The 23,001-nt window shown below is 74.0% G+C and carries 18 protein-coding genes; 12 read left to right on the top strand and 6 right to left on the bottom strand.

What is annotated here, in order from left to right:
* The first annotated feature begins 31 nt into the window (after window positions 1–31).
* The 3 genes from GL263_RS03730 (at window position 32) to GL263_RS03740 (ending at window position 2,889) form a co-directional block, all read left to right on the top strand.
* On the top strand, window positions 32–820 hold the full coding sequence (locus GL263_RS03730) for a glycerophosphodiester phosphodiesterase (RefSeq protein ID WP_182854109.1): 789 nt from the start codon (window positions 32–34) through the stop codon (window positions 818–820).
* A gap of 210 nt (window positions 821–1,030) precedes the next feature.
* Entirely contained in the window at window positions 1,031–1,762 is a 732-nt protein-coding gene (locus GL263_RS29205) for an ATP-binding protein (protein ID WP_438947911.1), read from the top strand.
* Window positions 1,763–1,920: 158 nt separating this feature from the next.
* A complete protein-coding gene (locus GL263_RS03740; RefSeq protein WP_182854111.1) occupies window positions 1,921–2,889 on the top strand; it encodes a DUF5926 family protein in 969 nt (322 codons plus the stop codon).
* Between the two features lie 242 nt (window positions 2,890–3,131).
* Here the strand turns inward: GL263_RS03740 and GL263_RS03745 are convergent, their stop codons facing one another.
* On the bottom strand, window positions 3,132–3,911 hold the full coding sequence (locus GL263_RS03745) for a hypothetical protein (protein ID WP_182854112.1): 780 nt from the start codon (window positions 3,909–3,911) through the stop codon (window positions 3,132–3,134).
* A gap of 789 nt (window positions 3,912–4,700) precedes the next feature.
* Window positions 4,701–5,363 carry a bifunctional DNA primase/polymerase gene (locus GL263_RS03750; protein WP_182854113.1) on the bottom strand — a complete coding sequence of 221 codons (663 nt, stop codon included), beginning with the start codon at window positions 5,361–5,363 and terminating at the stop codon, window positions 4,701–4,703.
* 664 nt (window positions 5,364–6,027) lie between these two features.
* Between GL263_RS03750 and GL263_RS03755 the strand changes: the two genes are divergently transcribed.
* The 8 genes from GL263_RS03755 to tatA all read left to right on the top strand — a co-directional run bounded on the left by GL263_RS03755 (window position 6,028) and on the right by tatA (window position 17,313).
* On the top strand, window positions 6,028–7,746 hold the full coding sequence (locus GL263_RS03755; RefSeq protein ID WP_323379234.1) for a PP2C family protein-serine/threonine phosphatase: 1,719 nt from the start codon (window positions 6,028–6,030) through the stop codon (window positions 7,744–7,746).
* A gap of 176 nt (window positions 7,747–7,922) precedes the next feature.
* Complete coding sequence (locus GL263_RS03760; RefSeq protein ID WP_182854115.1) at window positions 7,923–9,383, top strand: aminopeptidase P family protein; 1,461 nt, start codon at window positions 7,923–7,925, stop codon at window positions 9,381–9,383.
* A 386-nt stretch (window positions 9,384–9,769) separates the two neighbouring features.
* A complete protein-coding gene (locus GL263_RS03765) occupies window positions 9,770–11,884 on the top strand; it encodes a hypothetical protein (RefSeq protein WP_228456082.1) in 2,115 nt (704 codons plus the stop codon).
* Between the two features lie 251 nt (window positions 11,885–12,135).
* Window positions 12,136–13,905 carry a GT4 family glycosyltransferase PelF gene (gene pelF / locus GL263_RS03770; RefSeq protein WP_228456083.1) on the top strand — a complete coding sequence of 590 codons (1,770 nt, stop codon included), beginning with the start codon at window positions 12,136–12,138 and terminating at the stop codon, window positions 13,903–13,905.
* Entirely contained in the window at window positions 13,902–15,347 is a 1,446-nt protein-coding gene (locus tag GL263_RS03775; protein WP_182854116.1) for a hypothetical protein, read from the top strand. The genes pelF and GL263_RS03775 overlap by 4 nt, the downstream gene beginning before the upstream one ends.
* A 100-nt stretch (window positions 15,348–15,447) precedes the next feature.
* Entirely contained in the window at window positions 15,448–16,101 is a 654-nt protein-coding gene (locus tag GL263_RS03780; protein WP_182854117.1) for a spherulation-specific family 4 protein, read from the top strand.
* 62 nt (window positions 16,102–16,163) lie between these two features.
* Window positions 16,164–16,979 (top strand): endo alpha-1,4 polygalactosaminidase, encoded by an 816-nt coding sequence (locus GL263_RS03785; protein WP_182854125.1) that lies wholly within the window; start codon window positions 16,164–16,166, stop codon window positions 16,977–16,979.
* A 112-nt stretch (window positions 16,980–17,091) separates the two neighbouring features.
* Window positions 17,092–17,313, top strand: coding sequence for a twin-arginine translocase TatA/TatE family subunit (tatA, locus tag GL263_RS03790; protein ID WP_182854118.1), 222 nt, complete (start codon window positions 17,092–17,094; stop codon window positions 17,311–17,313).
* Window positions 17,314–17,363: 50 nt separating this feature from the next.
* Here tatA and GL263_RS03795 read toward each other — a convergent pair whose 3' ends face one another.
* Both GL263_RS03795 and GL263_RS03800 read right to left on the bottom strand, forming a co-directional pair.
* Entirely contained in the window at window positions 17,364–18,485 is a 1,122-nt protein-coding gene (locus GL263_RS03795) for a hemolysin family protein (protein WP_182854119.1), read from the bottom strand.
* Window positions 18,482–19,924: a hemolysin family protein gene (locus tag GL263_RS03800; RefSeq protein ID WP_323379235.1), complete on the bottom strand. Its 1,443-nt coding sequence runs from the start codon at window positions 19,922–19,924 to the stop codon at window positions 18,482–18,484. The genes GL263_RS03795 and GL263_RS03800 overlap by 4 nt, the downstream gene beginning before the upstream one ends.
* Window positions 19,925–20,463: 539 nt before the next feature.
* Here GL263_RS03800 and GL263_RS03805 point away from each other — a divergent pair.
* On the top strand, window positions 20,464–21,900 hold the full coding sequence (locus tag GL263_RS03805; protein ID WP_438947912.1) for an LCP family protein: 1,437 nt from the start codon (window positions 20,464–20,466) through the stop codon (window positions 21,898–21,900).
* Window positions 21,901–21,970: 70 nt separating this feature from the next.
* On the opposite strand, the gene GL263_RS03810 is transcribed toward GL263_RS03805, so the two are convergent.
* Both GL263_RS03810 and GL263_RS03815 read right to left on the bottom strand, forming a co-directional pair.
* Window positions 21,971–22,516, bottom strand: coding sequence for a hypothetical protein (locus tag GL263_RS03810; protein ID WP_182854121.1), 546 nt, complete (start codon window positions 22,514–22,516; stop codon window positions 21,971–21,973).
* 210 nt (window positions 22,517–22,726) lie between these two features.
* The gene (locus tag GL263_RS03815) at window positions 22,727–22,930 is read right to left on the bottom strand and encodes a cold-shock protein (protein ID WP_182854122.1); all 204 of its coding nucleotides are present in this window, start codon (window positions 22,928–22,930) and stop codon (window positions 22,727–22,729) included.
* Window positions 22,931–23,001 lie beyond the last annotated feature (71 nt).

Below are 23,001 nucleotides of genomic sequence, written 5' to 3' on the forward strand. Positions count from 1 at the left end.
GGGTGGGGGTTCGGAGTGGGAGTATGGCGCGGTGGGACCTGGATCGATTTCCGTCATCGCTCACCGCGGCGCCTCCGAGGACGCCCCGGAGCACACGCTGGCCGCGTACCGAAAGGCGATCGAGCACGGCGCGCACGCGTTGGAGTGCGACGTCCGGTTGACCGCCGACGGGCATCTGGTGTGTGTGCACGACCGGCGGGTGAACCGGGTCTCGAACGGGCGCGGCGCGGTGTCGACGCTTGAGCTGTCGGCTCTGTCGCAGCTGGACTTCGGCTCCTGGAAGGACTCGGACGAGCAGCCGGACGCCGAGGATCGGGAGCGCACGTCGGTGCTGACGTTGGAGCGGTTGCTGCTGCTGGTGAAGGAGTCGGCGGCGGCCGGGCGGCCGGTGGAGTTGGCGATCGAGACGAAGCATCCGACGCGTTGGGCGGGGCAGGTGGAGGAGCGCCTGGTCCGGCTGTTGGAGGAGCACCGGTTGGAGACGCCGGTGCGGGTGATGAGCTTCTCGGCGCGTTCGCTGCAGCGGGTGCGGGCGGCGGCGCCGCACCTGCCGACGGTGTACCTGATGCAGTTCCTGCTGCCCCGGCACCGGGAGGGCCGGCTGCCGCCGGGGGCGCGTATCGCGGGGCCGAGCATGCGCATCATCCGCAACAACCCGGACTACGTGATCCGGGCGCAGCGCGCCGGCCGCCAGGTGCACGTGTGGACGGTCGACGATCCGACGGACGTGGAGCTGTGCGCGCGGTTGGGCGTGGACGCCGTCATCACAAATCGGCCACAGCAGGTGCTGTCCCAACTGTCGGATCTTGGCCGACTCTGAGCGTTTCGTGACAACCATGTGCCGATCGTTTCCTCACGGGGCGTACCCCGGCGCGTTCAGACCGTGTTCGTCTGTTACGTGTGCGTCAGGCGACCGATGCCGGCCGGTTTCCGTGGCGCCGGAAAAGGGCATCCAAGTTCATGGCATGGGGCAGAGGAGGTCTCGGGGGTGGCGTTCGTAATGGCACCGGAAGTGCCGGCATCGTCAACCATGGCCGTGCCCTATGGACCAATGGGCGTCGGTCTGGCGCGGCGGCGTATGCGTGAGGAGCTGCGCGCGGGAGGCGCGCCGGACGGCATGGTCGACGACGCCGTGCTCATACTCTCCGAACTGCTCAGCAACTCCTGTCGGCACGCGAGTCCGCTGTCGCCCGGGGACTCGGTCCTCGCGCACTGGCGGCGCTCCTCCGACGGGCGGCTGCGGATCGCCGTGACGGACGGCGGCGGGCCGACGCGGCCGTCGCCGGCCAAGCCGTCGGTGACGTCGCACGGCGGGCGCGGGCTGTCGATCATCACCACGCTCGCGCAGGAGTGGGGTGTGGAGGACAACGGCGAGTCGGAGGTCACCGTCTGGGCCGTCGTCGGTCCGCAGGCGCAGCAGCCGAGCATCAGTCCGCACGCCCGGCTGGGCGGCGGCGGGCTGGCGGCGGGCATGGCGTCGCTCGCGCCGCGCGGGCTGGCCGGTCGACGCCGTTCTACGCGCGGGGAGGGCGGCAGGAGCGCGGCGGGCGCGCACGACGAACGGCGCCGGGGACGTGAGGCGTTCGACGGCGGGCTGGACGGTGTCGAGGGCCTGGGCGGCTTCGAGGGCTTGGAGCGGGTCGAGGGCCTGGAGCGGATCGAGGGTCTTGAGAGCGACGCGCTGGACCGGCTCGACGTGCTGGGCGAGGTCGAGGAGTTCGACGGCGGCGGCGTGGACGGGACGGCGGGCCGGCGCGGCTGAGCGCGCGTGCCGGGAGTCCCACCAGACCGTGTCCGGCGGCGTACCCGACGCGGCCGGCGACGCACCCGGCGGCGGGCGGCGTCCGCGCGCGGCGCGGCCCGGGTGTCCTAAGCTCGCGGGACAGTTCCGTCCGACCTTCGCCCACGGAGACCCGCGCCATGGCCAAGAAGCGCCGCCCCCAGACCAAGGCCGCCACGCCCCAGCTCACCGACGGGGAGATTCCCGTGGTCGGCGCCCGGGAGCCCTGCCCGTGCGGGTCGGGGCGCCGCTACAAGGCCTGCCACGGCCGGGCCGCCGCGCAGGCGGTGACCGAGCTGGTGCGGCGCCCGTTCGAGGGGCTGCCCGGCGAGTGCGACTGGGTGGCGATGCGGGAGTTGGTGCCGGCCGCCACGGCCACGCTGAAGCTGCGTGACGGTCTGCCGGAGGGCGTGCCGTCGGTCACGCTGGCCACGGTGTTGCCGATGGCGTGGCCGGGCCTGCGGCGGGAGGACGGCTCGGTGATGATCGGCCTTCAGAACGACACGCCGTCGGGTGACCTGAGCCGTGACGTGGCGGACGTGCTGCGCCGCGCGCTGGTCGCGGAGCCGGGCAACCCGGTGGGCGGTGAGCGCCCGTCGGCGGACGGCCCGCGTCTGCAGGACCTGTTGGACCCGGACGAGCCGCTGGTGCCGGAGGTCCACGACGGTTTTGAGTTCTGGCTGACGGACGCCGACAGCGCGAGCGGCGAGGTCGCCGCCTCGCTGGAGCGCGCGAATTCGGCCGCGTTGCCGACGAGCAGGCTGGAGAGCGTGGAGGCCGCGTACTGGTGCCGCACGCCGGAGAAGAACCACCTGCGGTGGGTGATGCCGCACGGCGAGGACGAGTTGCTCGACGCGCTTGCCAGGCTGCACGCGGCGGGTGCCTCGTCGCTCGGTGAGGACACGCGTCTGGTGGGTTCGTTCCGGGCGCACGGGCTGCTGGTGCCCGTGTGGGACCTGCCCGGCGCGATGACGGCGGAGGAGTGCGAGAAGCCGGCGGCGGCGTTCGCGGAGCGACTTTCGGAAGCTCTCGGCGCGTCCACGCCGTTGACGGCGGACGAGCGCCGCGCGCGCAGCGGACTGTCGAACCGGCAGATCACGCTGAGTTGACCGCCGCTGCACGCATAGCTCGTTGAAATGTCAACGAGTCGTGATTCCTGTCACAACCGGGCATTCCGGCTGGGGATTCGCGGTCCGAAAAAGCACTCCGGAATTTGCGTGCGGGCGAAGTCTTGTTACCGTTCTCTAAGCCCGATCGCTGGTGCATCCCCCGTCGCCAGCGATCGGGCGTTGCCATTTCCGGGTCCCGTCCGAGGCGCGCCCCGCAGCGTCGTGCGAGCCGGTCGCGGCGCTCAACTCTCAAGCGTCTCCGGCGAGTTGCTTCCGGAGCGGAGCAGCAGGCGCTCGCCGTCCGAGGAAGCCACCTCCAGCACGGCCGTGTACGGCAGTTCGCCGTCGACAGCGCGCACGGACCGCTGCCGGGGCGTTTCGCAGGTGCCCGGCTCGGCGGAACCGTCGAGTGCGCAGTGGACCTGGAGCGAGCGCCCGTCGGGCCGCAACAGGGAAAGCACGGCGGTCAACGACTCGCCGCTCGCATTGCGGTAGTACGCACGCGCCCAGGTCTCGTCGTCCTGCTCCAGCACGCACGTCTGCGCCGTCAGCACCTCCGGCTCACCGACCTGCGGACCGCAGACCGCCCGCGGGCCGCGCACGGACGTCCCGGCGGCGGACGACCCGGCGGGCGCCTCGCCGGTGGAGGCGCCGGGCGCCTCGTCGCCGGCCGCCGACCCGTCCCGGGCGGCACCGCCGCCGGTGGGGGGAACGGCCTCGTCCCGGTCGGCATCACGCGCGACGTCCGACGCCGCGGAGTCCGAAGTGCTCTCGTCGGACCCGTCCGCGTCCTGGCCCCCGCCCACCGGCGGCATCTTGAGCGAACCCGCGCCGGGGCGCCCGTCCATTGACTCCACGGCCGCACCCTGGCCGGCGGCGGGGCCGCCGCGCCCCGCCGACTCCGGGCCCGCCGCCGAGGCGGCGAGCGGCAGCACGGCGGCGAGCACGACCACGGCGGTCAGAACGGCGACGCGGGGACCGGAGGCACGTCGCCGACCGACCGCGCGGGAGTGGGGATGCATGGGCCGAACATAAGGGCTTCGGCGGGCCGATGGCCGCCGTCGCACCCACTTACCGGCGATCCGTGACCACGCTCAACCCTTACGAGTGACGCGCGGGTGGCTCGGGGTGGCGCGCGAGGGCCACCGGGCGGCCCGAGCAGCCGCGAGACTCCCGCCGCGCGCCCCCTCGCGACCACTGCGCGGACCCGGCGCGGACCCGGCGCGGAGCCGGCGCGGCACCCCCGCGGCACGGCTCCGCTGGGGCCCGGGGCCGCCGTGCGAACGCTCCACGTCCAGGCGGCGCGGCCGCCCTCGAAGGCGGCTCGCGGACCCGCCCTGCGGCCCGCGCCGGGCCCGGCGGTCGGCCTGTCGGGGCAGCCGACCGGGGACGGCGCGCCACCCCACCGGGGCGCCGCGTCCGAACGGGCCGGCAGCGGGCCGAGTAGCCGGCTCTGTGCGGCGCGGGGTTGGCGAGAGTAGGGTCGCCGCCGTGGTTCGAGGGCTCGTGGTGCGGATCGGTTGCGGTGGTCGGCGGGGGCGTGACCACCCGGCAACCAGGGAGGAGTTCCTGCCCCACGGCGTCAGGAGCGCCGAGCCGGCCGTTCGGAGAAGCAGTCGTTCGGAGAAGCAGTCGTTCGGAGGCGGCCGCGTCCGAGAACGCGGACGGACACGGCCGGCGCCTGGCTCGCGGAGCACGCCGCGACGCGGGGGCCACTCGTGCGCTGGGTACGGGAGCCCGCGGGCGCCCGCCCGGCGCGCGGGCCCGCGCATCGCCGCGCGCGCCGCCGCGCGCCGGCGGGCGGGGCGGGGTCAGTAGGTGAGTCGGTTGCCGCCGCCGGGGGCTGCGGCGGTGGCTTCGACGAGGGCGTCGAGCAGGGTCTCGGTGCGCGGCAGCCAGGGGGCGGCCGCGCCTCGCGGTACGTCGGGGGTGCGCTCCCAGCGCGCCCTGCCGCCGCCGACGACGGTGGGCGGGAGCGTCACGTAGCCGCCGTCCCCGTGGAACCGCAGCGAACTCGGCACGTGGTCCTGGGCGTACAGCAGCTCGCCCAGCTCCGGGAGGTCGTAGGTCGCCACCAGGAACGTGAAGCGGCTGGGGCTGGCGACGACGGGGCCGACGCGTACGCCGAGGCGGTCGAGCGAGGTGAGCGCCTGGGCACCGGCGGCGGCCGGCAGGCTGAGCGCGCAGGGCGCCTGGCCGCCGGTGGCCAGGACGACGGGCGCGTCGGGGCGGCTGTTCCACCACCACCGCACCATGCGGGCGTCGGTGGTGGCGGCCAGCAGGCCGGGGTCGTAGGGGTGCGCGCCGGGTACGACGCAGTCGGTGCTCTGGCAGCCGCAGGAGGGGGCGCGGCCGCCGGTCTCACGCAGCTCCGCCCCGGGCACCACCGGCCACCGCCACTCGGTTGCGACGGTGAGCGCGGCCGTCCGCCGTGCCCAGCGGGTCATGCGTTGCCTTCCGGGGATCTCGCGCATGAGCGCTTGTCCTTTCCGTTCGCGGCGAACTTCCGACAAAGACGTTCAGAGAGCTTCAGAGCGGACATCACAACATGTGGCGCCGTCGTCACCGTGCGTACGAGGCAGCGCATCATGCCGTGGGCGGAGCGTGGAACGTGGCGGGAGGTGGCGCGCGGCTGGCGAATGCGCGCTCTCCCGCGATCCCCGCGGCGGGGGGTCGCACGCGTGCTGCCGTACTGTCGTGAACTCTTCTCGCCACTGCCGGAAGCCGGCCCGACAGTCGCCGTGTGAGACGTCCGGAACCGCTCGGGGGTTCCGGGCCCCGGCGGTAGCCGTCGTGCGCGTGTGCGTGCCTCTGTTCTCGTGTCTACCCAGAAGAAGCCACCCGGCCCCGGGGAGCGTCCCGGGTAACACCGCCGAGCGAAACCAGTCGAACGCGAATTGGCGCACGCGGGGTACTTTTTGCGCCAACTTGCGGGACACTCGGCTTGTCACCCCTCACCCCAGACGGTGCCTGGGCACCATCGCCCGCATACGGACAATGCTGGACATCCTCTGACCGGTACGTGTACTTCTGGACGCACTGGTGGCAGAGCAGCATGACATGGGGGTTCGCGATGCCAGTGAGAACCACGCCCTCCGGCGGAAGCCGCTGCTCATGACAACTCACCATCTACCAAAAGTGGCTGGAATCAATCCTCCGCTGTCCTCGCCGGATGAGACTGTTCGGCCACACGGCGACCCCGCGCGCGACGGCCGGGGACAGGGCCCGGGGGACGACCGGGCCGACGGCGACGAAGACGGCGAAGACGGCGGGTCCCGGGGTCGCGGTCGCGGGAGGCACAGGGGCGGCCCGACGGCCGGCGGGCCGTGGGGCCCGGTCGACCGGCTGGCCGCCGTCCAGGACCATCTCGCCGGCTGGATCCACGAACTGACCGCCCTGCACGAGCTGACGGAACGGCTCGCCCGCGCCGAGACGCTGGACGACACCCTGCACGAGACGCTGCGGGGCGGCGCGAGCCTCGTCGGCGCGCAGCGCGGGCTGATCGTGCTGGAGCCGGCGGACGGGCTGGGCCCGGAGCAGACGATCGGGCTCGGGCTGGGGCGGTCGGACATCGGGCAGATCGAGACGGTGACGGACGGGTCGGCGTTCTACGGCCGGCTGCTCGACGGCCTGCCGACGACACCGCGCGCCCGGCGCGGGACCGACCCGGCGACCGACCCCGCGACGGACGCCGGGGCCGAGCCCGCGACCGACGCGGTGGCCGGCTCCACGCCCGACGCCGCGACCGGTCCGGCGGGTCCCGCCGACGAGATCACCCACCCCGACATCGCCGGTGAGGACGACCTCGATCCGCGTCACCGCGAGGTCGCCGCGCGGCTCGGCTACGCGGCGAGCTACGCCGTGCCCCTGATCGCCGCCGGCCCCGACACCGGGCGTCGGCCGGCCCCGGGGGCGCCCCCGCCCGGGCCGTCGGACGGCGGCGCGGGCCGGCCCGGGGCCGGCGGTGCCACGGCGCGGCGGCGCACGGCCGGGGTCCGGCTGGGCGCCGCCGTCTGGCTCTACGACGAGCCCGCCGAGCCGGGCCCGCGTCAGCGCCATCTCCTCGGTCTCTATCTGAGCTGTGCCGCCGAGCACCTGGCGCGGCGGCTGACGCTGGCCCGCGCCGAACGCGCCAACGCGGCCGTGCACGAGGAGCTGCTGCCGAGCCGGCTGCCCCGGGTGCCGGGGCTGACGCTGGCCGTGCGGCACCGGACGGGGCCGCGCGGCGGCGGCGACTGGTACGACGTGCTGCCGCTGCCGGACGCGGCGGTGGGCCTGTCGGTCGGCGGGGTCACCGGTTCCGGGCCGAGCGCGGTGGGCGCGATGGGCCGGCTGCGGGCCTCGCTGCGCGCGTACGCGGTGATGGAGGGTGAGGACCCGGTCGCGGTGCTGTCGGATCTGGAGCTGCTGATGCGGCTGACCGAGCCGGCGCGCTCGGCGACCGCGCTGTTCGGCTACGCGGAGCCGGCGGCCCGGCGGATCGTGGTGGCCGGCGCCGGGCACTGCCCGCCGCTGGTGGTGGGCCCTCGGCGGTGTGAGTTCGTGGAGACGACGCTGTCCGCGCCGCTGGGCATGCTGGCGTGCTGGGAGGCGCCGAGCGTGGAGCTGACCCTGGACGTGGGCGAGACGCTGCTGCTCTACACGGACGGGGTGCTGCACCGCTGTGTCGACGCGGGCCCCGGGGAGGCGACGACGGACCGGGCGATGGCGCGGCTGCGCGCGGCCGCGCGGTCGGCGGCGCCGGAGGTGCGCGCGGAGCCGGAGGCGCTGGCCGATCACGTCCTGGGCGAGCTGCTGGGCGCCCGGCAGTGGGAGGACCACGAGGAGGACGTCGTGCTCCTCGCCGCCCGCTTCTGAGCCCGCCCGTGAGTCACCCGTGAGTCCACCCGCGCCTGCGAGCACGCCGCGTCCGGAACCCGTCATGTCGGGAATCCGCCACGTCCGGAAACTGCCATATCCGGTCAGGACCGGCGTTCGGACGGGCGGACATACGATGGAGGGCGGTCCCAGTCCGTACGCAAGGAGGCAGCGACGTGGCCGAGCAGCAGTCACCGGAGACCCCGGCAGACGAGCAGCCGATCAAGCAGCGGAAGAACGGCCTGTACCCGGGCGTGTCCGAAGAGCTGGCCGAGAACATGAAGACCGGTTGGGCGGACACCGAGCTGCGCGACCTGGAGCCGGTCCCCCAGGTCAAGGAGACCGCTCGGCGCCGCGCCGCGCTGTCCGCCCGGTTCCCCGGGGAGCGGCTGGTCGTCCCGGCGGGCAACCTGAAGACGCGGTCGAACGACACGGAGTACAGCTTCCGTGCCGCCACCGAGTACGCGTACCTCACCGGCAACCTCACCGAGAACGGGGTGCTGGTGCTGGAGCCGCGTCGCGGCGGTGAGGGGCACGACGAGACGCTGTACCTGCTGCCGCGCTCGGACCGGGAGAACGGCGAGTTCTGGCTGGACGGCCAGGGCGAGCTGTGGGTGGGCCGGCGCCACAGCCTCTCCGAGGCGGAGCGGCTGTACGGCATCCGGTGCGCGGACGTGCGTGAGGCGCCGGAGGTGCTGCGCGCGGCGACCGGCCCGGTGCGGGTGGTGCGCGGGCACGACGCGGGGGTCGAGGCGGCGCTGGTCGACAAGGTGACCGCCGAGCGGGACGAGGAGCTGCGCGGTTTCCTGTCCGAGATGCGGCTGGTGAAGGACGACTTCGAGGTCGGGGAGCTGCAGAAGGCCGTGGACTCCACGGTGCGCGGCTTCGAGGACGTGGTGCGGGTGCTGGACCGCGCGGAGGCGACCTCCGAGCGGTACGTCGAGGGCACGTTCTTCCTGCGGGCCCGGGTCGAGGGCAACGACATCGGGTACGGCTCGATCTGCGCGGCGGGTCCGCACGCGACGACGCTGCACTGGGTGCGCAACGACGGCCCGGTGCGTTCGGGCGACCTGCTGCTGCTGGACGCGGGTGTGGAGACGCACACCCTGTACACGGCGGACGTGACGCGCACGATGCCGGTCAGCGGGCGTTTCACCGACGTCCAGCGGCGGATCTACGACGCGGTGTACGACGCGCAGGAGGCGGGTATCGCGGCGGTACGGCCCGGCGCGAAGTACCTGGACTTCCACGAGGCGTCGCAGCGTGTGCTGGCCGAGCGGCTGGTGGAGTGGGGGCTGCTGGAGGGCCCGGTGGAGCGGGTGTTGGAGCTGGGGCTGCAGCGCCGCTGGACGCTGCACGGCACGGGCCACATGCTGGGCATGGACGTGCACGACTGCGCGGTGGCCCGCCGGGAGACGTACGCGGAGGGCACGCTGGAGCCGGGCATGTGCCTGACCGTCGAGCCGGGGCTGTACTTCCAGGCCGATGATCTGACGGTGCCGGAGGAGTACCGGGGCATCGGCGTGCGGATCGAGGACGACATCCTGGTGACGGAGGACGGCAACCGCAATCTGTCGGCGGCCCTGCCGCGCCGTTCGCACGAGGTCGAGGAGTGGATGGCTCAGCTGAAGGGCTGATTCCGCTTCCGCCCGACGCCGTAGTCGGACGTCGACACGACCGGCCGGTCCGGACCCCCAGCGGGTCCGGGCCGGCCGGCCCGTTTCCGCCGCCGGACCCGCCGGAGCCGCCCGGGGGCTGGATTCCGGGGCTGTTTCGCACCGTCGGCCCGTACGGCTCGCCGGGCTCGTACTTCCGATATCACCCCTTGTTCGACCAAACGACAGCAGTGGGTCACAGCGGAACCCGAGGCTCATCTCGGGGGTGAGTGGGCGAATCCCAGAGCGACTTCACAGATGCGCCGTTCTGGCCACATCGGGCCCGCGCAGCCGCCAAGCTGTCTGCCGTCAAGCGACCGCAGGCGGTCGCCTCAGGCACGGCCCGACGCTCCTCGGGGGTACGGAACATGGTCATAGGCAACACCGGTCGGAACGCGCCGCCCAGGCGGCCCGGCCGGATATCACGCGGCTCCCGGCTGCGGCGGGTGGCGGCGTTGGGCACGGCGGCGCTGATGCTGACCTTCGGGGTCCAGCACGTCGCGGAGGCCGACGAGCCGCCCCGCGTCGACCTCCGCGTCCTGGTCCTGGACGGCGGAGACCCGGGCACGGACGCGATCCGCGAACGGCTGCGCGGCACCGGAACCCCCCACACCACGGTGCCGTTGGGCGACCCGGGGCGCCCCACGATCGACGAGGGCTTTCTCAGCACCACCACGGACGGCCGTGCGCACGCCCGCTTCCAGGGCGTGGTCGCCCCCAACGCCGCACTGTCGGCACTGAGTTCCGCCGAGCGGGACGCGCTGCGCGACTACCGGGCCGCCTTCGACGTGCCGCAGGTCAACGCGTACGTCTACCCGGAGCCCGCGCTCGGCCTGAACTGGCCGGCGAACCCCGGCTACGTCGGCGTCCTCGACGGCACCGAGGCCGAACTGACGCAGGCCGGGCTCGACGGCCCGTTCGGCTACCTCAAGGGCGGCGTGCCGTTCGACGACCTCGATCCGACGGTGAACGAGACGTACGGCGCGCTGGCGGTGCCGCTGGCCGACCCGCCGGCCGGTTCGAGCTACACCAGCCTGCTGGACGCGCCGATCCCCGGCAGCCAGGAGCGCGGTTCGCTGATCGGCGAGTGGCGGCACGACGGGCTGCGCGACCTGGTGCTCACCTTCAGCTACAACCGCTGGCAGCAGCACTTCCGGCTGCTGACCACGGGAGTCCTGGACTGGGTGACGGACGGGGTGCGGCTCGGCCAGGCGCGGAACTACTTCGCGGTCCACGTCGACGACGCCTTCGCGCCGAACGACCGCTGGGACACCGAGAACAACTGCACCCCCGGCGGCTTCGACTGCCCGTCCGGTTCCGGTACGGAGCCGGACACGATCCGGATGACGGACGCCGACGCCCGGCACGCCGTCCAGTGGCAGCGGGACAACAGGTTCACCATGGACATGGTCTACAACGCCGGATTCGCCGAGGAGTGGCGTGCGGCGAACGGCGGGCAGGACGCCCTGACCGACCAACTGGTCGCGGATCGCGGCGAGTTCCGGTGGATCAACCACACCTACACGCACCCCTACCTGGGCTGTGTGCAGGACGTGTCCGTGGTGCCGTGGGTGTGCGCGAAGAAGCCCGACGGCAGCACCAGGTGGGTGCCGCGCGCCACGATCGTCCAGGAGATCCAGCAGAACCTGGACTGGGCGGCGGCCAAGGGCATCACCGTCGACCGGCGTGAGCTGGTCACCGGTGAGCACTCCGGCCTCAGGCGGCTGCCGGTGCAGCCGGACGACAACCCGAACCTGGCGCGTGCGCTGCGCGACACCGGCGTGAAGTGGATCGCCAGCGACAACTCGCGGGAGCCGGAGCAGCGGAAGGTCGGCCCGGCGCGCACCGTGCCTCGCCACCCGATGAGCCTCTACTACAACGTGGGCACGGCCGAGGAGCTGGTCGACGAGTACAACTGGATCTACACCAGCACGGCGGACGGCGGCAGCGGCGTCTGCGAGACCGACCCCCGCTCCACCTGCCTGCCCGAACCGCTCGACGTGGAGACCGGGTTCGAGGAGTACATCAAGCCGCTGGAGGTGCGCATCGCGCTGTCGCACGCCACCGACAACGATCCGCGTCCGCACTACATCCACCAGTCCAACCTCGCCGAGGAGCGGCTGGCGTACCCGGTGATGACGTCCCTGCTGGACACCTACCGGGGGCTGTACGCGAAGAACACGCCGCTGCTGAACCGCTCGCAGCGCCAGCTCGGTGTGGAGACGCAGCGCCGGGACCGGTGGGCGAAGGCCGTCGCGGACGGGCACGTCAGCGGCTACCGGATCGGTGACACGGTCACCCTCCGGGTCGACGCGGCGGCCGGTGCGCCGCCCGTGCCGGCGACCGCGCCGAAGGGCACCACGGTCACCGGGCACGCCGCCGGCGGCACCAGGCCGTTCGGCGCGGCGTACGCCGGGAGCCGTTCCGGCTGGACGAAGCCGGCCCAGGCGGGCGGCTCCCTCACCCTGCAACTGCCCAACTGACAGAGCGCGTTCGTGCCCGTCGGCCCTCCGGTCGGCGGGCACGGCAGCGCGCGCCCGAAGGCTCCGCCCGGCCCGTCACGGAAGGCGAACAGCAGATCCGCCGCGCACGTACGGCACCACACAGGCCCGGCACCACAGCTGCCGGGCGGCACGACACCACACCCGCGACACCCATGCCACGTCTCACCGAACCGCCCGCACACCCCGAACACCGTTCCGAACGCCATTCCTGCCCTGGGGGAAACGCAGTTATGAGCGCGATGCTCCAGCCCGCCACGCCCGCCCACTCCGCACCCGCCGCAACCGACACCGGCCGCGCCACCGCAGGCCGCGCCACCGCAGGCCGCGTCCGCACCGCCGCACCCCGCCGCGAACCGGTCGCCGGAGACCGCGTCACCCTGCTCACCGAGGGCACGTACCCGCATGTGCACGGCGGTGTCAGCACCTGGTGCGACCAGCTTGTGCGCGGCATGCCGGAGGTCCGGTTCCGCGTCCTGTCGCTGACCGCCAACGGCCAGGAGCCGATGGGCTGGGAGCTGCCGCCCAATGTCGTACGGCACCAGGCGTTCCCGCTGTGGGGCGGCACCCGGGACGACAACCGCAAGGGCCCCACCCGAGGCCGCCGGCGCCGCTTCCTCGACGCCTACGCACGCTTCCTCACCGCCCTGCTCGCCCCCGGCAACGACCCCGGGTTCGGGCCCGCGCTCTACGAGTTGGCGGAACTGGCGAGAGCGGGCCTGCTGCGCCGGGCCGTCGCGTCGGAGGGCGCCCTGCGGGTCCTCACCGACGTGTGGACGAGGCCGGGCACGCCGACCGCGCCGGCCGCCCCCAGCCTGCACGACGCCCTCACCGCGGCCGGACTGCTGGAACACCTGCTGCGCCCGCTCGGGCTGCGGATATCCGACGGCGGCATAGCCCACGCCGTCAGCGGCGGACTGGCCACCCTGCCCGCGCTGACGGCACAGCACTTCGACGAGGTGCCGTTCCTGCTCACCGAACACGGCATCTACCAGCGGGAACGTTACCTCGGCCATCGCGGCGCCTCGCTCGGCGCGCCCGTCAAGACCCTCCTGCTCGGCTTCTACCGGCAGTTGGCCGCCGAGAGCTACCGGGCGGCCCGGCTGGTCACCCCCTGCAACCAGTACAACCGGCGGTGGGAGGAGCGCGGCGGCACCCCCGCCGCACGCATCCGCACCGTCTACAACGGCGTCGACCCGGGCGCGTTCCCGCACGCCGGCCCCGAGCCGGAGGTGCTGACGCTCACCTGGGCCGGCCGGATCGACCCCATCAAGGACCTGGAGACCCTGGTCCGCGCGTACGCGCTGCTGCGCCGCGACTTCCCCGAGCTGCGGCTGCGGCTGTTCGGCGGGGTGCCGGCCGGCAACGAGGACTACCGGGACCGGCTGGAGAAGCTCACCGCCTCGCTCGGGGTCGCGGACCGCGTCAGCTTCGAGGGGCGGATCAGCCAGGTCAGCCGCGCCTACGCGGCCGGCAGCGTCGTCCTGCTGTCCAGCATCAGCGAGGCGTTCCCGTTCAGCCTGATCGAGGCGATGTCCTGCGGCCGCGCGACCGTGTCGACGGACGTCGGCGGGGTGCGGGAGGCCGCCGGGGACTGCGGTGTGGTCGTCCCGCCGCGCGACCCGGAGGCCATGGCCGCCGCGACGGCGGCGCTGCTGCGGGACCCGGCGCGGCGGGCCGCGCTCGGCGCCCGCGCCCGCCAACGGGTGATCGACCAGTTCACGCTGCGCGCCTCCGTGGACAGCTTCCGCCGCATCTACCGCGAGCTGGCCTCCGGCGGCCCCGCCCTGCCGACGCCCGCCGACCGGCGGCCACGCCCGGTCCGCCACGTCGAGCCGCCGACCGATGCCGGCGCCGACAAGGCGGCCGCCACCGCAGCCGGGCCGGCCGGACCGCCGCCGGTGGAGACGCTGCCGGTGCGTGGGCGCGGCGGCGCGGCCCCCGGTCCCGCGCCCGACCGCCGGCCCGCCGCCCGCCTCGTCGGCCAGGGCGGTGCCCGGTGACCGAGCTGAGCCGGCCGACCCGCGAACACGCCGACGCGCTGGAGGAGTTGGTGGACCGGCTCGGCGCGGACTGCGCGGCCGCCGTCCACCCGGAGGAGATCGCCGCCCTGCTGGAGTCCGAAGGGCTGAACGACCGGCGGATCAGGGAGCGTTACGGCTACGCCGACTCCTTCGCGCTCGCCGAGGAGCTGTTCGGACGGGTGCCGCGCGCCCACCACAGGGCGCCCGCCCCGGACCCGGGCGCCGGGTCGCGCACCGAGCTGCTGCGCTGCCTGGTGCGCGGGATCGTCTTCACCCTGCCGGCCCTGGCGTTTGTCCTCGGCAGCCCCTTCCTCAGCGGCCCGCCCGGCACACGCGGGCTGCCCGCCGGCACGTTCACCCTGCTGGCCGGCGCGCTGTGCGGCTGGGCGTGGAGCCAGGCGCTGTCCCACCGCGCGCACTTCTGGCTGGGCCTGGGCGGCCCGCCCGGGCGGCGGGCCGCCGCCCGGGCGCTGGCGCGCGGCGCGGCGGCCGGGGTGGCGGCCTCGGTGACGGTCGCCGGGGGCGTCTCGCTGCTGACCGGCGGCGCGCCCTGGCCGGTGTGGGTGTTCTGCGTCGGCCAGGCCGGCTATCTGGCGTGTGCGACGGTGCTGCTGGTACTCGGGCACGAACGGGCCCTGCTGGCGGCGCTGTTGCCGGTGACGGTCGGCGGCGTGCTGAGCGCGCTGCGGGACGACCTGCCGGAGGCGTGGCGGGCGGCGCTGCTGGGCGCCTCGCTGGCCGCCGTACTGGTGCTGGCCGTCCTGACCGTGCTCGCCGAACTCGGCGCGCGGGACGAGGAGTCGGCGCCGCGCTACCCGTCCCTGTCGCCGCCGCTGTGGTCGTCCGTGCCGTACGGGCTGCTCGGTCTCGGCGTCGGCGTGCTGGTGATGCTGGCGATCCTCGCCGACGTGCTGCGCGACGCGGCGCTCGGCAGCATCGCCGCACCGACCGCGCTGGCGCTGTCGCTGAGCATGGGACCCGCCGAGTACCTGCTCGGACGGTTCCGCCACCGCACCCTGGGCCGGCTGCGCGACCTCACCGGCTTCGCCGGCTTCCGGACCACCGTCGCCGTCGAACTCGCCCGGGGCATGCTCTGCTACCTCGCGCTGCTGCTGCCGCTCGCCTGGCTCGGCTCGCTGGCCTGGCCGTACGCGCCCGGCGCCGAACCGGGCCGGCTCCTGCTGCTGCTCCTGCTGGGCGCCACCCTGTGGGCGGCGCTGCTGCTGCAGGCGTTCGGCCGGATCTGGGCCGCCGTGACCGCCTGCGGGCTGGCCGCCGGCGCCGAGCTGGCCGGGCTGCTGCTGCCCGCGTTCGCGGGCGTCGACGCGCTGACCGTGCAGCTCGCGGTGTGCGGGGCGACGGCGCTGGTGCTGCCGCCCCTGGCCTGGGCCCTGCTGGGCCGGGCCACCGCCCACCGCTGAGCCGCTGAGCCGCTGAGCCGCTGAGCCGCTGAGCCGCTGAGCCGTAACCGCCCGACCCGCAAGGAAAGTCCCCTCCAACCCACCCACACCAGGAGCGGCAGTGCGTCTGCTGGTACCGCTGTACGAGAACCCCGCCGACCGGCCGGAGGCCTGGCGTCGGCTCTTCAACGCCGCGCCCCGGCTGTACGGCGTGGTGCTCAACCCGGCGAGCGGCGTCGGCACGGCCCCGGACGCCGCGTTCGCCGACGTCGCCGTCCGGCTGCGGTCGGCGGGGGTGCGGCTCCTCGGCTACGCGGACACCGCCTACGGCGCCCGGCGGCACGCGGAGGTGCTGGAGGAACTGGACCGCTACCAGGCCTGGTACGGCACCGACGGGGCGTTCCTCGACCAGGTCGCCGGCAGCCCCGCCGAACTGCCCGAATACGCGCGCCTGGCGGCGCTGGCGCGCAGGCGGGGCGTGCGGACGATCGTGTTCAACCACGGCACTCATCCGGAGTACGGCTACGTCGAACACGCCGATCTGCTGGTCACCTTCGAAGGAGACTGGACGTCGTACCTGACCGCACGGTCTCCCGACTGGACGCGCCGGGTTCCGCCGGGACGGCTCTGCCACCTCGTGTACGGGGTGCCGGCCGGGCAGGCGGACCGGGTGGCCGCAGTCGCCGAGGAACGCGGCGCCGGCGTGTGCTGCGCGGTGCCCGGCGGCCTGCCGCATCCGTGGGACGCCCTGCCCGAACAACTGGAGACGGCGTGAGTGCGACGTTCGACAAGACGCTCGACAAGGCCGGGGCGGCGCGCTCCGGGATCGGTCTGGCGGTGGTCGGCGCGCTGCTGTGCGCGCTGCTCGCCGGCTGCTCGACGAAGCCCGACGACCCGGACGACCACACGGACGCGCGGCCGTCACCGTCCGCCTCCCCGGGCACGGGGCGCTGGCAGCCGAAGCCCGGCCTGGACTGGCAGTGGCAGCTCTCCGGCAAGCTCGACCCGGACGTCGACGTGCCCGTCTACGACATCGACGGCTTCGACCACGACGCCCCGGTGGTGCGGAAGCTGCAGGCGCGCGGCGTCAAGGTGATCTGCTACATCAACGCCGGGGCCTGGGAGGACTGGCGCCCCGACGCCGGCGACTTCCCCAAGCGGCTGCTCGGCCGGGGCAACGGCTGGGAGGGCGAGCGGTGGCTGGACATCCGGCAGCTCGACGTCCTGCGCCCGCTGATCGCCAAGCGCTTCGACATGTGCCGGGACAAGGGCTTCGACGCCGTCGAACCCGACCAGATGGACGGCTACGAGAACCGGACCGGCTTCCCCCTCACCGCGCGGCACCAGCTCGACTTCAACCGGATGCTCTCCCGTCTCGCCCGGGAACGCGGACTGGCCGTCGCCCTGAAGAACGACGTCGACCAGGTCCGGGAACTGCTCGACGACTTCGACTTCGCGGTGAACGAGGAATGCGCGGCCTACCGCGAGTGCGAGAAGCTGAAGCCGTTCGTGGACGCCGGCAAGGCCGTGTTCCACGTCGAGTACCGGCTGAAGGCGGCGGAGTTCTGCGAGCAGTCGCGGAAACTGGGTCTGAGTTCGCTGGTGAAACGGCTTGATCTGGACGCCTGGCGGCAGTCCTGCGCCGACCGGTGACCGCCGGCGCGGCCGGCGTCCGGAACGCTTTCCGGGGTCTTGGGCGGGTTTTGGCCGGCGGCATTCCGTCGCTTTGCCGGGCCGGGAATCGGCGCCGCGCATAGTGGCCTACATGGTCAGCAACGGAATGGCGCCCTGGCACCTGCTCATCGTGGCGCTGGTCGCGGTGGTCGTCTTCGGGTCGAAGCGGCTGCCCGACGCGGCCCGTGGACTCGGCCGCGCCCTGCGGATCTTCCGCGCCGAGGTGACGGCCCCGACGACGGCGGCCCCGACGACACCGGCCGCCGCACCGGGCCGCCGGGAGCCGGCAGGCCGGTCGCCGGCCGGAGAGTGAGCGACGCTCCCGCTCCGGCCGGCGACCGGCGACCGGCGACCGGCGAGGGCCTACGCCGGGCCCGCTCCGACTGTTCCCGCTGTTCCGGCGGCTCCGCCTGACCCGGCAGGCCCCGCCGGCCCGGCTGTGGCCAGCGGGCCGGTCAGCCTGACCATCAGGTCGTCCAGGCTGATCAGTCCGGCGAGCGCGCCGTCCGCGTCACGGATCACCGCGAGCGAGGCCCGGCGCTGCCGGAGCTGCTCGATGGCGTCGGCGGCGGTGTCGGCCGCCCGCAGCTCCGGCACCGGTCGGGCGAGCGTCGCGGCGCGGGCGGCGGCCCTGCCCCGGTGGCGGGCGACCATCGCGTCCCGCACGTGGACCGAGCCCAGCACGGTTGTCGGCGCCCCGCCGCCCGGAGCGTCGCCGTCGCCGACGACCAGCAGCCGGGTGAGGTCGTGCCGGGCCGCCGTGGCCAGCACCTCCTCGACGTCCGCCGACGCCGGGACGGCGGCGATCCGGGCCGCCGGCACCATGAGCCGGCCCACCGGGGTCTGCGGCTCGGTGAGGCTCCTGGTCAGCAACGCCGAGTCGTCCCGGCTGATCAGCCCCAACCGCTGTGACTCCTTGACGAGTTGGGTCAGCTGCTCACGGTTGTGGACGGAGGTCAGCTCCTCGCGCGGGGTGACCCGGCAGAGCCGGACCAGCGCGTTGCTGACCCGGTTCAGCAGCAGGATCAGCGGGCGCACGACGGTCGTCACGGCCCGGAAGGCGGGCGCGAGCAGCATCGCCGACCGTTCCGGGTGGGCGATGGCCCACGACTTGGGTGCCATCTCTCCCACCACCATGTGCAGGAACACCACCACCAGCATGGCGACCAGGAAGGCGACGACGTAGCTGAGCGAGGTGGGCAACCCGAGCGAGACCAGCAGCGGGTCGAGCCGCGCGGAGATCGCGGGCTTGGAGATGCCGCCCAGGCCGAGCGTGCAGACGGTGATGCCGAGTTGGGCACCGGCGAGCATCAGGGACAGCTCGCGCATCCCGGCGAGCGCGGAACGTGCCCCGCGCCGTCCGTCGGCGACGGCCTGCTCGACCCGGTGCCGGCGGGCGGCCACCAGGGCGAACTCGGCGGCGACGAAGAACCCGCTGCCGGCCAGCAGCAGCACGGTGAGCGCGAACGCGGTCAGCGGACTCATACCGGCTCCTCCTGCTGGCTGCGGCCCACGGCCGGCGCGCCGGCGGCGGGCACCAGCGAGGCGGGCCGCGCCACGGTGGCGGCCAGGTCGACGCCGGAACCGACGCCGGCGCGGGTGTCCGTTCCGGTGTCCGTCGCGGCGGTGAGCCGGACGCGGCGCGGCACGTGGCGGTCGACGCTCAGCACCTCGACGAGCGCGGTACCGCCCGTCGCCGCGAGTGCGACGGTCAGCCGGTCGCCGACGGCGGGGAAGCGGCCCAGCCGGTCGACGACCAGGCCGGCGACCGTGTCGTAGTCCTCGGACTCCGGCAGCTCCACACCGGTGGCCTCGGCGATCTCGTCGACCCGCCGGTGCGCGTCGACGAGCCAGGAGTCCCCGTCCGCGACGGCGAGTTCGACGACCTTGTCGGTCTCGTCGTTGATCTCGCCGACCAGTTCCTCGGCGATGTCCTCGAAGGTCAGGATGCCCGCGAGGCCGCCGTGTTCGTCGAGGACGACGGCGAACTCCCCGCCGTGCTCGTGCAGTCTGCGTACCGCGTCGGGGAGGGCGAGCGTCTCCGGGAGGAGCAGCGCGGGCCGGGCCAGTTCGCCGGCGCGGGCCCGGTCGACGCGCTCGGCGCCGTGCCGCATCAGCTCCCGTACGCCGACCACTCCGACGACGTCGTCCGGCCGGCGGCCCGTGACGGGGTAGGTGGAGTGGCCGTGTTCGGCGATGAGCTGGACGATCTCGGTGGCCGGCGCGTCGGCGGCCAGGTAGAGGGTGTCGACGCGGGGCACCATGACCTCGCCGACCGTCCGCTCGGAGAACTCCAGGGCGTGGTCCATCAGCCGTGCGGTGTGCGGCGGGAGGTGGCCGTGCGCCCGGGAGGCGTCGACGAGGTGGCCGAGTTCCTCCAGGGTGGCGCCGTGGTGCAGTTCCTCGACCGGTTCGATGCCGATCCGGCGCAGCAGCCGGTTGGCGGCCGAGTCGAAGACCCGCACCAGGGGTCCGGCTATCCGCAGGTAGGCGAGCGTCGAGGCGGCGAGCGCCTTGGCGAGCCGTTCGGGAACGGCCAGCGCCAGGTTCTTCGGGGCGAGTTCGCCGAGGACCATCTGGAGTGCGAGCGCCGCGACGAACGCGGCCGTCAACGCGGCGCCGGAGACGGCCGCCTCGGGCACGCCGACGCCGACGAGCAGCGGGCGCAGCAGTTCCGCGAGCGCGGGCTCGGCGAGGAAGCCGACGACCAGGCCGGTGACGGTGATGCCCAACTGCGCGCCGGAGAGCATGAAGGAAAGCCGTTCCAGCACCTTCACGGCGCGGGCGGCGCGTTTGTCGCCGGCGGCGGCCTCCCGGGCGAGGGCCACCCGGTCCGCGGCGACGTAAGCGAATTCCTGTGCGACGAAGTAACCGGTTCCCGCGGTGAGGACAAGCACCGCGAGGAGACCGAGTGCGGCGTTCACCGGGCACCGGCCGGAGAGGCGTGGCGGCGGGCGCCGACCGGAGAGGTGTGGCGGCGGGCGGCGGTGGGCGCCGGCGCCTTGCGGGGTCCGTGCCACCCCCGCTCGGTGATCCGCTTTCCGCCGGCTGGGCGGCGGAGGCGCGGAGGGGGTGTGGCACGGCTGGTACTGGGAGGTTCGCCCATGACGGACGCGGCTCCTTCTCGTCTGCCGGGCGCGCGCCCGGACTTCGTACAGCCGGGCGAAGCGCCCGGCCGGCGACCTGCTTCCCGGCATAGTAAAGGAGACGCAAATTAATCCGGGGCCGACGGACGTGTTTTCCGCCTCTCCTGTCACTCTGCGCGGTGTCCCGTTCACCCTGCGGCCAAGAAGAGTCAACTCCTTGAAAACAGCACTCCCGCCGATCGTTGCACTATTGGTACTGTCGGCGGGCCGTGTACCGCCTCACGGTGCTTGGACGGGGGACGGGCGGGCAGAAGAGCAGGAACCGGCACAAGACAGCGCCCCGTTCGACCCGTGAAGAGGGGCTGGAGGTGTACAGCGTGGGTGACACACAGCGCGGGCCCCGAGCGGGCCACGGCCGCCGCCGCGCCGCACCCTCCTCCGGCCGTTCCGGCGGCGGGCGCCGCCGCGCGCCGCGCTCCCGGCTCACCCGACGCGGCCGGGTGACGGCCTGGACCGCGGGCACGCTCGCCGCGGTGCTGCTCGCCGGCGGCGGTCTCGCCGGCTACGTCTACCACCGCCTCGACGGCAACATCGACGCCGCCGACCTCGAAGGCCGCCTCGGCGACAACCGCCCGGCCTCCCTCAGCCCCGGCGCCAAGAACATCCTCGTCGTCGGCTCGGACAGCCGCGACGGCATGGGCGACAAGTACGGCAAGGGCTTCACGACCATGCAGTCGGACACGCTGATGGTCGTGCACATCGCCGCCAACCGCGAGTGGGCGACGGTCGTCTCGCTCCCCCGCGACTCCTGGGTGGAGATCCCCAGCTGCCAGCAGGACGAGGGCAACTCGTCCAAGCCGCACCATTCGAAGATCAACGAGGCGTACGCCCTCGGCGGCATGAACGGCGACGTCTCCGGCGCCGCCGCCTGCGCGATCCGCACCGTCGAGCACAACACCGGTCTGCGGATCGACCACTTCATGTCGATGGACTTCCAGGGCTTCAAGGGCATGGTCGACGCCGTCGACGGCGTGGAGGTCTGCCCCGAGGAGCCCATCGACGACAAGAAGGCGCACCTGAAGATGGACGCCGGGTGCCAGACGATCAAGGGCGAGAAGGCGCTCGGCTACGTCCGCGCCCGCTACAGCCTCGGCGACGGCTCCGACACCTCGCGCATCGGCCGCCAGCAGGAGTTCATGTCCTCGCTGGCGAAGAAGGCGCAGTCCAAGCTCGGCGACCCGAAGGCGCTCTTCGACTTCATGGAGGCGTTCACCAGCTCGCTCACCACCGACCGCGAGCTGGCCGGCGTCCGCCCGCTGTACGACCTCGCCCGCAGCGTGCAGGGGATCCCCACGAACCGGCTGACGTTCCTGACGGTGCCGAACTACCCGCGCGAGCGCGACGTGCCGTCCGACCGGGCCAACGTCGTCTGGCAGTACCCGCAGGCCGAGGAACTGTTCACCTCGCTCGCCGAGGACCGCGAGGTCGACAAGAAGAAGCTGGAGGCGGCGGCCGAGGAGAGCGCCGCGCTCACCCCGGCGCAGGTGCGGGTGTCCGTGCTGAACGGCACCGCGACGCCGGGCCGGGCGGCGGAGGTCGCGGCGCAGCTGCGGGCGGCCGGATTCCAGGTCGTGACGACGGGGAACGCCCCCAGCCCCAGCGAGCGTACGACCGTCGAGTACCCGCAGGGCCTGCGCGCCCACGCCAGCGTGCTGAGCGGACGGGTCCCGGGCGCCGCCACCGCCGCCGGGGGCACCCTGCCGGGCGTGCTGACGCTCACCGTCGGCGACGACTACCGCGGCGTCCGCTCCTGAGCCGTTCCCGAAGCGTCCTGAGCCGCCCTGCGGCTGGTCCTGTCCGCCCCGCCGCGGTCGGGCCTCGTGGTCAGGCGTCCCGGACGTCGCCCGGCGGCGGGTCCGTCGGCGCCGGGCGCGCGCCCAGCACCTGCCGGTACTGCTCGGCCGCCCGCTCGTCCAGATACGGCGACAGCCGCAGCAGCACGCCGCGCACGAGGTAACCGCGCTCGGCCCGCGTCGGGATGTCGGCCGCGGTCCGCTGGAGCTGCCTGGCCCGCGCCTCGGCGTCCGCGTGCGTCGAGAACACCTCGATGACGCCGCCCAGCGCGACGCTGCCGGGATCGTTGTCGGAGACCAGCCCGCCGTCCACCCGGCCGTCCTCGAAACTGACCTTGCTGTGGTAGCCGTCCGGCTCCCCCAGCAGATGGTCGGGATCGCTGTCCGGGGTGTGCACGGTGGCCCGCTCGACGGGCAGCCCGGCCTGCTGGATGCGGCGCAGCACGTCCTGCGCCGCGTTGGTCACCCGCGCAGGAGCGGCGCCGTCCCCGGGCTGGCCGGGCGGGTGCTCGTCGGCGGAGAGCACCCCGAGCACGGCGGCCGACGCGACCACCGCGAGCGCCACGACACACGCCACGACCGCGACCCTGCCCGGACCCCGCACACTCCTCACACCCTCGTCGCTCGACCGCTGCCGTCCCCTGGCAGGGTAAGCGCACCACGGCCCGCCGGGCCGCCCGGCGCCCCCGCGCGTCCCGCCGCCGTGACCACGCCCACACGACAACGGCGCCCCCCGTCCGGCACGTGGCCGGGCGGGGGGCGCCGTGGGCGCGTCACGCTCCGAGGGTCAGCCCCGGACGATGTTCGAGGCCTGCGGGCCCTTCGGGCCCTGGGTGACCTCGAAGGACACCTTCTCGCCCTCGACGAGCTCCTTGAAGCCCTGGCCCGAGATGTTCGAGTAGTGGGCGAAGACGTCGGGGCCACCGCCGTCCTGCTCGATGAAGCCGAAGCCCTTTTCCGCGTTGAACCACTTGACGGTACCGGTGGCCATGTCGATCTCCTCCGTACGGGATCGTTGTGGGGCCCACACCCTGCGGTACCCCTCCGTCGCCGCTATGACCC

It is taken from the genome of Streptomyces durbertensis (genome assembly GCF_014156695.1).
GTDB classification, from domain to species: Bacteria; Actinomycetota; Actinomycetes; order Streptomycetales; family Streptomycetaceae; genus Streptomyces; species Streptomyces durbertensis.